Here is a 12,792-nt window from a genome sequence, read left to right on the forward strand (position 1 = left end):
GAATACCAGTAGTGCCTGAAACAAAGGGAGGCACGGCATGGTGACAGCCGCTTGACGGCATGGTAAGGAGTAAGAATTGTCGCTATTATTGTCCGAATTGATTCTTTTTTGCGTCCGTGAAAGTACGAGATGGCTGTCAAAAGTATTTAGTTTTGTACTAGATCTCTTATCTGGCTGGGTTGGTACCGATCGATATTGTCGAACGATCTGGCTGTAGCGATCGCCGTCGCCGTCGCAATCCCAATAATTTGGCCGCTGCGATCGCCACAACCGTGCCAGCAGAGATCGCTCGTCCGACCCCATCTGCTGTTGTGCCCGCATAAGTTAAGTCCACCCGATGCACGCCCGCTGGAATCGTCACTTGAATCTGACCGAAAGCCGTTGCTTCCGTAGAAATTCGGTCGCCATCCAAACGCGCATGCCAGCCGGGATAGTAAAACGTTCTGACTAGCATGACTTTGGGAACAGCAGTGGCGTTGCGGGCGATCGCCGAGCGCCTGCCGTAGTCCCAGAGTTCGGTCTGAAGGCCAGCAGTCGAGCCATCCTGCCATTCCACCAGAGGATGGGAGCGATCGGGGGGCATGGACATCGATACGGGCTGGGCTCGATATTCCCACACATCCACTAGGCCCATGCCGTCGGCATAGATCCAGTGCCAGTACAGAAAGGGTTGCCCGGGAGGTTGGCCGGGTTCCTGCGGGAACTGCTTGGCGGCGGCAAGGGTGGCGAAGCGTTGCATCGTTTGGGCATCGTAAGCGGCGGTATCGATAACGCCTTTTGCTTGCCAGAGGGTGGCGATCGCCAATAGCAAAACGAAGCTCCCCGACACTGCGGTAACGGCGCGAGACTGGCCTGCCCCCGCAGCGACCTCCAAGCCATATCCCAACAACATGGGCAGGGTGACGCACAGCAAGACCAGCCATCGCCAAGAAAACTGAATTCGCTGCAGCGGTAATGCAAAGTCATAGGTCCAGCTCAGCAGGTCGGTGGTCATTAGGATGGCGAGCGCGCTCAGCAGCAACCAGTAGCGGGCAGCTCGTTGAATTCTGCCGTGTCGATCGATAGGGTCGGCGCGATCTCGATGGGGGTGGCGAGATCGCAAGGCTGTGCCGAAGTAAACGACTGCCCCGAAGAGGACAATCGCCACAGCAACTCCCCAAAAAGGCAGTAATGTCCGATCGAACCAATGGTCGGCAAACTGGGGCTGCAGGGAGAGTAGCCCTTTCAGCATCAAGCGGTTTTGGGGGCGATAGTCAGCCAGCGCATTCACCCAATCGATCTGGACGAAATGGCGATCGCGCAGCACTGGCCATAGATAAAATGCCGTCCAAGCCACCGCCAGCAATCCCCCAAGACAATTCCCCTGCACCGCTTCAGGCCGTTGACTTCTAGGGGAGACCAGCCAAGGAAACATCACCCATCCGATTGAAAAGAGCAATAAAGTGGGCAGATGGGAGAGCGCCAAGCACCCGTAGGCAAGTGCCAACATCCCCACTCTCCCCCAATCCCGAGGGCGATCCACCACCCGCTGAGATGCCCATAACACCCATGGGAGGAAGGCAATCCCCCACGTTTCTGCCAAACTGCCTCGCCAGTAAATGTTTGCCAAGAAATAGGGCATGGCGATCGCGAGGGTGGCGGCGATCGCGGCAATCCAGCGCGGATAAAAACAACGCCCGTAGCGATAGAGCCCCAGGCCAAAAACAAAGATGGCTAACCCCATGCTGCCAATCAGCGATTGGGGCAGATCGCTACCCAAGGCCCGAAACAGCACGGTCGCCACCATGCATAGAGGCGGATAAAAGGCGAAGGTGGCGTTGCCAAAGCCAAAATTCGAGTATTCCAACCAGCGGGGATACCACTGTCCCCCAGCCATCTGGGCTTGGTATTGAAAGGCCCAACTCAAATTGAAATGGGTGGAGTGGGTGAGGGGATAGCCCTGCTGTAACATCGGGAGGGTCAGCAGAACCGCCAGACCTGCCGCGATCGCCGCTGCTAGACTGCCTCGCAGGAGAAATCGTCCGGGCATTGCAAGGGACCGGAGCTAGATTGGCCGTTTCTTTTGGGCGATCGCCACAATCGAAATCCCAAAGGGAAAGTCGAACCAAGGCAACAGAAAGCGTTCGAAGGCAAAGATAGATTGCAAGATCGCATTCATCCAACTCGGTACCGTCGGAATACTGTCCTGAGGGGAAGGTTCGCGGTTGCGCTGAGACAATTTTTGTAGCAGTGCAGGCAGGAACAGCAGTGTATTGAAGTAACTTAATTTCTGCAGTTCAAAGCCCGTCTGGGTCAACAGCTCCCGCATCTGCTCCGCCCGATAGCGACGGAAGTGATGGTGCATGACATCGTGGGCACTCCACAACCATTGGTAGGCGGGCACCGTAATTAAGACCTGACCGCCCTCGGGCAACACCTCCCACACCTGCCTGAGGAAACTGGCATCATCGCGAATATGTTCCACAACATCCAGCATCAACGCGACCCGAGGCTGCCAATCCTTGTTTGCAGCCTCCTCCAAAGAGGTGCAAAACACCTCCTGATTGCCCCGCTGCTTGGCAAAATCTACGGCCAACGGGGAGGTGTCGATGCCAATCGCCCGATAGCGCTGGTTGAGCTGCTGCAAAATCATGCCCGTACCGCAGCCAATATCGATCGCAGTCTCCCCTGGCGAAATGTCGCAATATCTGTCCAGCAGGCCCATCACAATTGCCGTGCGGCCCTGGAACCACCAATGGCTGGTTTCCAGCTCGAAATTATTGCGATAAATAGCTGTTTCCATGCGGACAAATTACCGAGAGACATCATCCTTAAAACCACTAGGGAGGCGATCGCCCTCAAAACCGTAGCGGTCTCTCACAATATACAGCGGGCGTCCCTTCACTTCTTCGTAGACTCGACCTAAATATTCTCCCAAAACCCCCAAGCTAATCAGTTGAATGCCGCCGATAAACAGAATGGCCACCATAATTGAGGCGAATCCCGGCAGATCGACTCCGAACAACACCGTTCGCACCACTAAAAAAGTGGCATAGGAAAACGCCAGCGCGGAGATGAGCAATCCGACATAGCTCCAGACCTTGAGGGGGAGCAGGCTGAAGGAGGTCAGGCCATCGACGGCAAAGTTCCACAGCCGCCAATAATTCCAAGACGTGCGACCGCGATAGCGGGGCTGGCGATCGTATTCCACCGCCGTTTGTCGAAACCCCACCCAGGCAAAAAGACCTTTCATAAACCGAGTGCGTTCGGGCATCTGTTGCAAGACCTCCACCACCCGCCGATCCATCAAGCGAAAATCGCCGGTATTGGAGGGAATAGAGATGGGGCTCATGCGACCAATGGTCTTGTAAAACCCGCTGGCTGTAAGCCGTTTCAACCAGGATTCGCCCGCCCGCGATCGCCGCGTAGCCAGCACGACATCGTATCCCTGCCGCCACTTTGCCATTAACAGTTCGAGTAACTCTGGCGGATCTTGCAAGTCGGCATCAATCGGCACCACTGCATCGCCACTGGCATAATCTAGCCCCGCCGACAGAGCCAGTTCTTTACCGAAATTGCGGGAGAGCCCCAGTACTTTAATGGCGGGATTGCGATGGTGATGGGCGCGCAGCTGATTGAGGGTGCCGTCTCGGCTGCCATCATCGATGCAAATGATTTCGTAGCTGACCTGCAGGCGATCGCAGACTCGTTCCAAGCGTTCGAACAAATAATCTAGATTTTCGGCCTCGTTATACAGGGGCACCACAATCGAAAGCACGGGCCTAGAGTCAGGCATAGAGGTCATCCATCAAATGATTCGTGGGGGAGGCCGCCCTCTAAGTCTGAGGATTGCGGGTCAGAGGACCTTTGGGTCAAGTCTTCGGAAAGTTGTTCGAGTGAGTCAGTGGCTAGGGCTAAATCGAGCACCTCCTCTAGCTGTACTACGGTCAGCTCCTGAAGTTGGGTCTGAAGTGAACTCGGAACTGAGCCAAACCGACTTTCTATTAAGCGAAGCAGCATGCGAAGCGCTTGTTGTCGCCCCCGTTCGAGCCCCTGTTCGAGCCCCTGTTCGAGCCCCTGTTCGAGCCCCTGTTCGAGCCCCTGTTCGAGCCCCTGTTCGAGTCCTTTTGCCAGACCAATTCTTTCCACACTGCTGATGTAAGGCATCCTCTGCTCCCGCTCGTAAGCTCGAATCTCTTCCCAGACCTCTTGTTCTAACTCCTCTGGCAATGCCATCACCCAATCGATGAAATGGAATAGCTGGATAATATCTTCACGCTCGAAGCCCCGTTCGTACAGTCGACGAACCAACCGCAGCTTCCACTGCAGGCGATCGCGCTCGTCGCGACGGGTGGCTTGCGCTTGTAGGTGAGCCATCGCAATGGTCGCAAACGGATTGCTGCTGGCCTCCAACTCGGCCCATCTTTGCCTGTAGCCTAACAATTTTGCTGTGAGAAAGCGGAATTCTAAACGACAACCCAGCACCTCGCGAACAAATTCGCTGGGATGCCAATTGGGGCTGGTGTCGCAGAGGATAGCCAAGCTCGCTACCGGGCAACCGTAGCGCTCGGCAATGCGGGTGTTGTAGATGTACATGCGCTCGGGGAAAGAGGCATCTGGCTTGCCCTGCACTTCTATATGGATAAGAATCCACAGATCCCGTCCGTCGAGCAGCCAGACCCGGACCAGTTTGTCTGCATAGCGACGGCCCAGTTCGGCATCGCGAACGACTTGCTGTAATTCCTTATCGAGAAACTCGTAGGGACGCGACCAGTCAATTTGGGCGTGGGTGGCAGGGAAGAAAAGTTGCAGACAGGGCTCGAAGTAACGCTCTAGCACTTCTTTCCAGGGAGTATCGAAGTCTGCTCGGGGTGAGGTCATGTCTCGGGCGAACAAAACGTTTCACTCACCCTACAGCACTGGCAGGTCGAGGTCGAGTCTGCCGAAACGCATGGGCTGCGATCGCACAATAACCATGGAAAAATAGGGCGGTCGATAGTCCTGCAACCCTGCCAAAGAGCCAAACACCTTTTGCCGCGGCCATCCCAGCCATTCCACCAACCCTGCCTCTGCCAGCAAACCCCGCTCGCGCAACATTTGCCAGACGCGATCGAAGACGGGGGCCACCTTCATCAACACCACCACATCTGCCCAATCCAAAGCTCGCTCCAATTCCTCCAGGCCGTGCATTGCAGGCACAATTGCCACCTTCTCATCCCAAGTGGACAGCGGCATTTTCAACGCTGCCGCCGCCGCCAGTGGCGAACACACGCCCGGAATGACCTCAATGGGAATGTGGGGCGATCGCTCGTTCACGGTTCGGGCTAAATGGGTAAACGTACTGTAGAAACTGACATCCCCCTCGGCAATAAACGCCACATCGCCACCACAGTTCAGAATTGCGAGCAATTCTGCGGCCGCCCGATCCCAAGCTGCTGTCAAGGTCGCTGAGTCCTGCACAAAGGGCATATCGAGGGCCAAAATCTTGCGATTGCCCGATAGAAACTCCCGCACAATCCGATAGGCCATGCCCGGATTGCCTTGGCGATCTTGGGGACAGGCGATCGCGTTCGCGTCTTCTAAGACGTGCCGAGCGGCGATCGTCAGCCAGTCGGCACGACCCGGCCCCACACTGACCCCCCACAACGTTCCAAACGATTTGTCCATGCCATCTCCTCGATCTCGACAATCAACGATAATGCGAAGCTGAGTCCGGTATCTGGTAGCCACGATGGCTGCTGAACATTCGCTTTAGCGGGCAAGATGGAGAGAGCTGCACCTGTCGAGTGTAATGCAGGTAGACAATGTTGTTGTTTTTGTGGTGTTGCTGACCATTGCTGTAGTGGGCTTGTGGTTTGCGGCTTGGCCATTGCTGCGGTTTGTGGCCGTGCAGGCGGTTCGCGGCTGGCGGCAACGGTACAAAGTGCAGCAGCAACCCCGCCGCCAGCGTCTATCCAGTTACGACCGACTGTTGGACGTGCTGAATGGCGATCGCCAAACACTTGCAAAATTGATCGAGCACTTAAAGCAAACGTATCCTGACGAGCCTGAAGAATGGTACTGCCAGATGCTCCTGCTATCTCTGGCGATCCCGTTGAGAGGAATATTGTTCGCGGCGGGCTCGCTATTGCGATTCCAGATGCTGCACCTCAGACGCCGCTGGCATCAATGGCAAAAATCCCAATCGCAAACAGTTCAACCCCTCTCCAATTACGATCAACTCCTGGAGTTGCTAGATGGCGATCGCCAATCGGTAGAGCGGCTAATTGGACAGTTAAAGCAAAAATATCCGGGCCAGCCTGAAGACTGGTACCCCGAGATGGTGCTGGAACAACTCAAACTTTGGATCGTTAATAAGCTTTCCAATCGATACCACAGCAATGCCTTTGGCATGGGACAAGCGGCTGCATACACCATGAAGTATCGAGGTCGTCCCACTTGGTGGGTCTACCGCAAATTAGCCGTCGATTTTGAGCTGTTCGATATTCCGCCACAGAGCAGAGAAAAGAGATAAAACTGCGCGCGTCGAATCCCGAGCTAAAATCGTAAGGCTATGCACACATTTCTTCATGACTTCTGCCCAGATTGCTCCTGACTCTCCCGCTGCCCAAACGGCCCATCAGCCCTCGATCGCGATCGCCCATCTCGGCTGCGAAAAGAATCGGGTGGATACCGAGCACATGCTGGGGTTATTGGCCCAGGCAGGATATGACGTTAGCGTCAGTGCAGAAGAGGCAGATTACGCCATTGTGAATACCTGCAGCTTTATTGCAGAAGCGCGGGCGGAGTCGGTGCGCACGCTGGTGAATTTGGCAGAGGCAGGCAAAAAAGTGGTGATTGCCGGGTGTATGGCACAACACTTTCAGCAGGATTTGTTGGACGAGCTGCCCGAGGCGGTGGCGTTGGTGGGAACGGGGGATTATCGCAATATTGTCGACGTGATTGCGCGGGTGGAGCGAGGCGAGCGGGTCAACGCCGTCACCTCAGATCTCAATTACATTGCGGATGAGACAGTGCCTCGCTATCGCACCACCAATGCTGCGGTTGCCTACGTGCGGGTGGCAGAGGGGTGCGATTATCGCTGCGCCTTTTGCATTATTCCGCATTTGCGCGGCAACCAGCGATCGCGCTCGATTGAGTCGATTGCGACCGAAGCAAAGCAGCTCGCGTCTGAAGGCGTGCGGGAGCTGGTCTTAATTTCTCAAATCACGACCAATTACGGGCTGGACTTGTACGGCAAGCCCCAGTTGGCGGAGTTGATTCGGGCCTTGGGAGAGGTAGAAGTTCCGTGGGTGCGGATGCATTATGCCTATCCGACGGGACTGACGGAGCCAGTCTTGCAGGCGATCGCCGAGACGCCGAACTTTTTGCCCTATCTCGATTTGCCATTGCAGCACAGCCATCCCGAGGTGTTGAAGTCGATGAATCGTCCCTGGCAGGGACAGGTGAACGATCGCATTATCGAGCAGATGCGGGAGTTGTTGCCCGGTGCGACGCTGCGGACGACCTTTATTGTGGGATTCCCCGGCGAGACAGAAGAGCATTTTCAGCATTTGCTCGCATTTGTCGAACGGCATCAGTTCGATCGGGTGGGGGCGTTTACCTTTTCGCCGGAAGAGGGGACGCCTGCTTTCCAGATGCCGGGGCAGGTAGAGCAGGCGGTGATGGACGATCGCCGCGATCGCCTCATGACCTTGCAGCAGGGGATTTCGTTTAAGCGGCACCGGGCACAGGTGGGCAATGTAGTGCCGGTGCTGCTGGAGCAAGAGAATCCCAGTACGGGGGTGTTTATTGGGCGATCGCCTCAGTTTGCGCCGGAGGTGGATGGCGTCATCTACGTGCGCGGTCGGGGGCGTTTGGGGGGGCTGGTGCCGGTGCGGATTACGGCGGCGGAGCCCTATGACTTGTTTGGGGAGATTTTGACTGAATTACCCGCAGGTTTTAATTGGGCCGGTCGGCAGTAGATGGCCTCGCAATTGTGCGACTTTGCGCAATCAGTTGGGTGGCTTGACCTCTGAGGGTGCCTCGGAATCGAGCTACGATCGAGTCACGAAATGTTATCTATCAGAGAAATGTTATCTGCCAGAGAAATATTCTCTGTCACAGCAATGTTCTCTGTCACAGCAATCTTATCTGGAGTACTGTTCGTGAACGCAAAGTACCTCGGGCTGTCTTTACTGCCGCTATTGCTCTTCGGCAGCGCCACGAGCTTGTCTCTGACGGCCCCACCGGCTGCCGCGCAATTTAGAGCAGAAGAGCAAATTGCGATCGATGTCTACAACCGCGCTCGCCCTGCCGTCGTCACAGTCAGCAATCGCGGCGGCTCCGGCACCGGCAGCTTTGTGGACCCCTCTGGCATTGTCTTGACCAACGAACATGTGGTGCGCGGCTCCGGCCAAGTGGAGGTGAGAACGCTCGATGGCAGTCGCTATCGCGGTCAAGTGATTGCGCTCGATCGCGTCAACGATCTCGCCCTAGTGCGCGTCAGCGCCAACCGCACCTTTCCCAGCATTCCCTTTGCCCCTCGGGAGAATATTCAAGTGGGCCAGCAGGTGTTTGCGATCGGCAATCCCTTCGGTCTAGAGGGGACTTTCACGACTGGTATCCTCAGCCGCGTGGGCCGCAATGGAGATCTGCAAACCGACGCCGCCATCAACCCCGGCAATTCCGGCGGCCCGCTGCTCAATTCTCGTGGCGAGTTGATTGGCATCAATAAAGCCATTCTCAGTCCCGGCGGCCGAGGCAACATCGGGATTGGGTTTGCCACCAGCGTTCTGGTGGCTCAAAACTTTATCGGTCAAGCCAATAATGCTATAGCGGCTGCGCCATCGGCTCCATCCACACTGCCATCTCCCCGCTTGGGTGCGGGCAGCCCGCCGCCGCGATTGGGTGTCACCCTCGACCCTCGCACCCTCACCGTTCAAAACGTCCAAGCCGGATCGCTAGCCGATTGTCTGCAGATGCAAGCAGGCGATCGCATACTGGCCGTCAACGGCACGCGCGTCCGCAGTGTTGAATCTCTCGTTAACTTTTTGGATACTCGTCCGCAGTCGGCAGTTCTGACGGTGATGCGGGGCCGACAGTGGGGCAACTTACAGGTAGACTTTTAGGCTTTGTGCTGCCGCGTTCCCTCAGTTGCTCCTCTGGTAAGGGCAGTTTGCCTCTCCGAGCGACAAAAAAGAGGCTCGGAGAGCCTCCAGGGTTTATGCAAACATCAACTGAAACCGGCGTTCAGAAGTTTAAACAGTCTGGCCGTTAAGCTTTGGCCGATCTGGTCCCTTTGGGTAATCTGAGGGCATCTGGATCGACATAGTGGCAGTGGGCGTCATCAACGCAAATCAATGCCCAGCCATTTTGATCGATATCGTGCAACGTATAAGAGGCTTCGGGAACGAAGCAGCCCCGGTGGTTGCGCGTATCTACCTTGACTCGAACATTCTCTAGAGGCATATCGTTAAACTCCTGGCTGATAGAAAAATGTTGTGCAACAAATCCTGTTGCGCACACTCTATCACAGGCCCTTCTAGGGAAGTGTTACGAAATCGAAGGTTTTTGTAACGTGTCAAGCAATCCTTAACGGACTATTAAGTCGCTACGAGGTAGTGCCGTAGCCTATCCTCCACAGGCATCCACATTCAACATAGTGGCACGTTCTTTGGACCGTTGCCAGCATTATTTTGATGTTTTCCAATCAACTTTAGGATTTCTGCAATTGATACAGGCATTTTGACAGATTACAGTAAAGGCTAGCTAGAGCCAAAAGCCTTACCAATCAGCGGTTACATCGATCTTTAAACTTTTTCTGGCGAAAAATGACTCAGTCAAGCTCTTTTCACTTTTGGATTGCATTCATTGATAGCAGTCAAACAATTTTGCGCTGAGTGGCTGCTTCTACAGGACAGCACAGCTCCACCCTGAATAGGCATTTGTACTATCTAAATGGAGCGAGGATTTCGGTGGAAAATGCCCTGATGAATGAGTATTTTTACGTATTCTCTGGCTCTCGGCAAAAGTAAATTTTTGCTGTGTAGCTTCATTAAAATTATTAGAGGAGGAGAGAGAAATACCGGGTATATTATTAGCGCTAAGTTGAAATACTCATCACTTTCTCTTTGAAAAACAGTGGGGATCGTAACTGCATGGGTGAAATAATTTTTGTCAGTATCGAGGATCGCTAAATGTGTTGTTTGGTTAGCTAGATTTATAAAGTTTTGTGAATTTTTGCGTCACTTCTGAAGGGTGCAAGTGGCGGTATTGAGGATGAGATAGGGAGAACGATCGCCTCTGGCAGCTAGCGCTAGAACTCGCAATCCTGCCTAAGCCCATCGCCAACCCTTGGCTCAGGTCCGGCCTTGTGGGATGGATGCGTCAAAATGCCGTCACTTTTTTGCTGCCAGATTGAGCTTTTTTAAGGGTATTTTGGTAGTAGCTGAGTATACCAATGCTCTCGATTTAGCTTTGATGAGACTTTATTCAATAATGGGTTAACCATGATGACACGCGACTCATACACAGAAATCACACTGCCCAAAACTTGGGACAAGCGGGAACACAGCAGAACCACTACAGGTGCCGGGACGATTGTCGAAATAGAGCTGACTCTCAATAACCATTGTCGGGTGCAGGGGTTGGCGGTTGATGGCTCGTTTAGTGGCTGTGGGGTTGTGACGGTTTCCGATGCGGCGATCGCCTCTGGCCAACATTGCACCGCGATTGTCGGTGGGGCTGGGCCAATTGAAGCGAAGGTTGTTTGGGTGCGGGAATTGGAGCGAAATATCTTGCGCTTGGGACTTCAATATCTGTAGCGCACCGTATTTGAAGCACGCTGTAATTCGGCAGCAGTCTTTCTCCTAGCTGACAAGCGACGGCAGCAGGGTGACCAAACCCGGGAATGCCACGATTGCGGCCAAGACTAACAATTGCAGGCAAACAAACGGCATTGCCCCTCGATAGATATCGCCAGTCGCGATCTCGGGAGGGGCTACCCCTCTGAGGTAAAAGAGTGCAAATCCAAACGGCGGGGTGAGGAATGAAGTCTGTAAGTTGGCCCCCAGCACTACCCCATACCAAACCAAGTCCATGCCAAACTGTTGGGCAACAGGGGCAAAGAGAGGAACAACGATAAAGGCGATCTCGAAAAAGTCGATAAAGAAGCCCAACATGAAGACGACAGCCATGCTGGCGACCAAAAAGCCCAGTTCCCCCCCCGGCAAATTGGCTAGAGCCACTTGCACGAAGCGATCGCCTTCCAAGCCGCGAAACACGAGGCTAAAGGCATTGGCCCCGATCAAGATAAACATCACCATCGCGGTGGTTCGTACGGTTGCCTCGGCCACCTCCAGCAGCGATGTCCAGCTCACCTGACGGTTCGCTGCGGCTAATAGCACCGCTCCAGTCGCCCCCACGGCTCCTGCCTCAGTGGGTGTGGCAATCCCGGCAAAAATACTGCCCAAGACCAACAAAATCAGGCAGAGGGGAGGAAGCATCACCTTGACAACCTGTAGGGCCAGCTTCCGAGTGCCGATCTCCAGCATGGCATCGGGCAAGGCAGGGGCAACCTCTGGCTTGAAGCCGGTGACAGTGGCAACATAAAGGCAGAAAGCAGCCACCATGAGCAAACCGGGAATCAACGAGCCGACGAATAAGTCTCCCACCGAAATACCCAACTGGTCGCCCAGCACGACGAGCACCACGCTGGGGGGAATAATCTGCCCCAAGGTCCCGGAGGCAACAATAATGCCGGAGGCGAGTTGCTTGTTATAGCCGAAGCGCAACATCGTGGGCAGCGAAATCAACCCCATCGCCACCACCGTGGCAGCCACGACCCCAGTGGTGGCTGCCAGCAACGCACCGATGAAAACCACCGCCAGCGCCAATCCCCCCCGCACGCGACCCAAGACAATCGCGGCGGTTTCCAGTAATCGTTCGGCAATTCCAGATTTTTCCAGCATGGCCCCCATAAACACGAAATAGGGGATTGCCAAGAGCGTAAAATTGCTCATCATGCCGAACAGCCGTTGCGGCATGGCGGTCATCAGAATGGGGTCGAAGATATCCAGGGCAATGCCCAACAGGCCGAAGGCGATCGCCGTTGCCCCCAGCGAAAATGCCACTGGATAGCCAAACGACAGCAGGACTAGCGCCCCCAGAAACATGGAGGGACCGAGCCACTCAGTCACGGTTCGCCTCCTCGGGTCGTCCCTCCTCGGGTTGTGCTCTCCCCGGGTTGTGCTCTCCCCGGGTCTAGACCGCGCAGGATCGCGACATTCTTAATCGCTTCTGAAATCGCTTGCAAAATAATCAGAACGAACCCCACCAGAATGAAACTTTTGATCGGGTAGCGGGGCAGGCCGTCGGGATCGGGAGATTGTTCCAGGATGGCCCAAGATTTGGCAATGCTGCTCCAGGAAAAGGCGATCGCCAGAACGCTAAAGGGGATGGCAAACAGCAAACTACCCGCCAGATCCACGAGAGCCTTGCGCTTGCGATTGAGGCGACTGTAGAAGACATCCACCCGCACGTGCCCCCCCTGTTGTAGGGTATAGGCTCCACCACAGAGAAATACGATCGCAAACAAATACCATTGAATCTCGATCGAGGCGTTCGAGCTGAGATTTTGACCGATGCCCCGACCGAGGAAGCGACCGATGACATTCCAAACCCCAATCGATACCATTGCGATCGTCAAGAGGTAAGTGAGTTGGCCGATCTTTCGAGTCAGGCGATCGATCCATCGGGAGAGCCGGAGCCAATTGCGCAAAGATTTCACCTCAACCTATCAGCGGCTCGATACGGTTCGGGATAGAGCCGTTG

At 54.9% G+C, this 12,792-nt stretch carries 12 protein-coding genes; 4 read left to right on the forward strand and 8 right to left on the reverse strand.

Translation table 11 applies throughout. The features are described 5' to 3' along the window. Window positions 1–166: 166 nt before the first annotated feature. Genes SYN7336_RS18865 through SYN7336_RS18885 form a run of 5 tightly spaced genes read right to left on the reverse strand, consistent with a single transcriptional unit; the run spans window position 167 to window position 5,646 of the window. Window positions 167–2,029, reverse strand: coding sequence for a 6-pyruvoyl-tetrahydropterin synthase-related protein (locus SYN7336_RS18865; RefSeq protein WP_017327494.1), 1,863 nt, complete (start codon window positions 2,027–2,029; stop codon window positions 167–169). A 15-nt stretch (window positions 2,030–2,044) separates the two neighbouring features. Beyond that, window positions 2,045–2,782 carry a bifunctional 2-polyprenyl-6-hydroxyphenol methylase/3-demethylubiquinol 3-O-methyltransferase UbiG gene (locus SYN7336_RS28285; RefSeq protein ID WP_017327495.1) on the reverse strand — a complete coding sequence of 246 codons (738 nt, stop codon included), beginning with the start codon at window positions 2,780–2,782 and terminating at the stop codon, window positions 2,045–2,047. Window positions 2,783–2,791: 9 nt separating this feature from the next. Then, entirely contained in the window at window positions 2,792–3,775 is a 984-nt protein-coding gene (locus tag SYN7336_RS18875) for a glycosyltransferase family 2 protein (protein ID WP_038027311.1), read from the reverse strand. A gap of 5 nt (window positions 3,776–3,780) precedes the next feature. Then, window positions 3,781–4,860, reverse strand: a complete 1,080-nt coding sequence (locus tag SYN7336_RS18880) for a hypothetical protein (RefSeq protein ID WP_017327497.1) — start codon at window positions 4,858–4,860, stop codon at window positions 3,781–3,783. A gap of 30 nt (window positions 4,861–4,890) precedes the next feature. Further along, window positions 4,891–5,646, reverse strand: coding sequence for a precorrin-2 C(20)-methyltransferase (locus tag SYN7336_RS18885; RefSeq protein ID WP_017327498.1), 756 nt, complete (start codon window positions 5,644–5,646; stop codon window positions 4,891–4,893). Between the two features lie 124 nt (window positions 5,647–5,770). On the opposite strand from SYN7336_RS18885, the gene SYN7336_RS18890 reads away from it, so the two are divergent. From SYN7336_RS18890 to SYN7336_RS18900, 3 genes are all read left to right on the forward strand, one after another. After that, complete coding sequence (locus SYN7336_RS18890) at window positions 5,771–6,493, forward strand: hypothetical protein (protein ID WP_017327499.1); 723 nt, start codon at window positions 5,771–5,773, stop codon at window positions 6,491–6,493. Between the two features lie 55 nt (window positions 6,494–6,548). Further along, complete coding sequence (gene rimO / locus SYN7336_RS18895) at window positions 6,549–7,943, forward strand: 30S ribosomal protein S12 methylthiotransferase RimO (protein WP_017327500.1); 1,395 nt, start codon at window positions 6,549–6,551, stop codon at window positions 7,941–7,943. Window positions 7,944–8,126: 183 nt separating this feature from the next. Continuing rightward, window positions 8,127–9,089 (forward strand): S1C family serine protease, encoded by a 963-nt coding sequence (locus SYN7336_RS18900; protein WP_202951119.1) that lies wholly within the window; start codon window positions 8,127–8,129, stop codon window positions 9,087–9,089. 145 nt (window positions 9,090–9,234) lie between these two features. Here the strand turns inward: SYN7336_RS18900 and SYN7336_RS18905 are convergent, their stop codons facing one another. Continuing rightward, window positions 9,235–9,429, reverse strand: a complete 195-nt coding sequence (locus SYN7336_RS18905) for a hypothetical protein (RefSeq protein ID WP_026101147.1) — start codon at window positions 9,427–9,429, stop codon at window positions 9,235–9,237. Window positions 9,430–10,472: 1,043 nt separating this feature from the next. Here SYN7336_RS18905 and SYN7336_RS18910 point away from each other — a divergent pair. Beyond that, the gene (locus tag SYN7336_RS18910) at window positions 10,473–10,784 is read left to right on the forward strand and encodes a hypothetical protein (RefSeq protein WP_017327503.1); all 312 of its coding nucleotides are present in this window, start codon (window positions 10,473–10,475) and stop codon (window positions 10,782–10,784) included. Between the two features lie 45 nt (window positions 10,785–10,829). On the opposite strand, the gene SYN7336_RS18915 is transcribed toward SYN7336_RS18910, so the two are convergent. After that, on the reverse strand, window positions 10,830–12,134 hold the full coding sequence (locus tag SYN7336_RS18915; protein ID WP_017327504.1) for a TRAP transporter large permease subunit: 1,305 nt from the start codon (window positions 12,132–12,134) through the stop codon (window positions 10,830–10,832). 20 nt (window positions 12,135–12,154) lie between these two features. Beyond that, window positions 12,155–12,748, reverse strand: a complete 594-nt coding sequence (locus tag SYN7336_RS18920) for a TRAP transporter small permease subunit (protein WP_017327505.1) — start codon at window positions 12,746–12,748, stop codon at window positions 12,155–12,157. Between the last annotated feature and the right edge of the window lie 44 nt (window positions 12,749–12,792).

It is taken from the genome of Synechococcus sp. PCC 7336 (assembly GCF_000332275.1).
Lineage (GTDB): Bacteria > Cyanobacteriota > Cyanobacteriia > Thermostichales > PCC-7336 > PCC-7336.

Coding starts and splice junctions, on each gene's coding strand:
- SYN7336_RS18910 (WP_017327503.1), top strand. CDS start 10,473: ATGACACGCGACTCATACACAGAAATCACACTGCCCAAAACTTGGGAC.
- SYN7336_RS18880 (WP_017327497.1), bottom strand. CDS start 4,860: ATGACCTCACCCCGAGCAGACTTCGATACTCCCTGGAAAGAAGTGCTA.
- SYN7336_RS18885 (WP_017327498.1), bottom strand. CDS start 5,646: ATGGACAAATCGTTTGGAACGTTGTGGGGGGTCAGTGTGGGGCCGGGT.
- SYN7336_RS18865 (WP_017327494.1), bottom strand. CDS start 2,029: ATGCCCGGACGATTTCTCCTGCGAGGCAGTCTAGCAGCGGCGATCGCG.
- SYN7336_RS18875 (WP_038027311.1), bottom strand. CDS start 3,775: ATGCCTGACTCTAGGCCCGTGCTTTCGATTGTGGTGCCCCTGTATAAC.
- SYN7336_RS18890 (WP_017327499.1), top strand. CDS start 5,771: ATGCAGGTAGACAATGTTGTTGTTTTTGTGGTGTTGCTGACCATTGCT.
- SYN7336_RS18915 (WP_017327504.1), bottom strand. CDS start 12,134: ATGTTTCTGGGGGCGCTAGTCCTGCTGTCGTTTGGCTATCCAGTGGCA.
- SYN7336_RS18905 (WP_026101147.1), bottom strand. CDS start 9,429: ATGCCTCTAGAGAATGTTCGAGTCAAGGTAGATACGCGCAACCACCGG.
- rimO (WP_017327500.1), top strand. CDS start 6,549: ATGACTTCTGCCCAGATTGCTCCTGACTCTCCCGCTGCCCAAACGGCC.
- SYN7336_RS28285 (WP_017327495.1), bottom strand. CDS start 2,782: ATGGAAACAGCTATTTATCGCAATAATTTCGAGCTGGAAACCAGCCAT.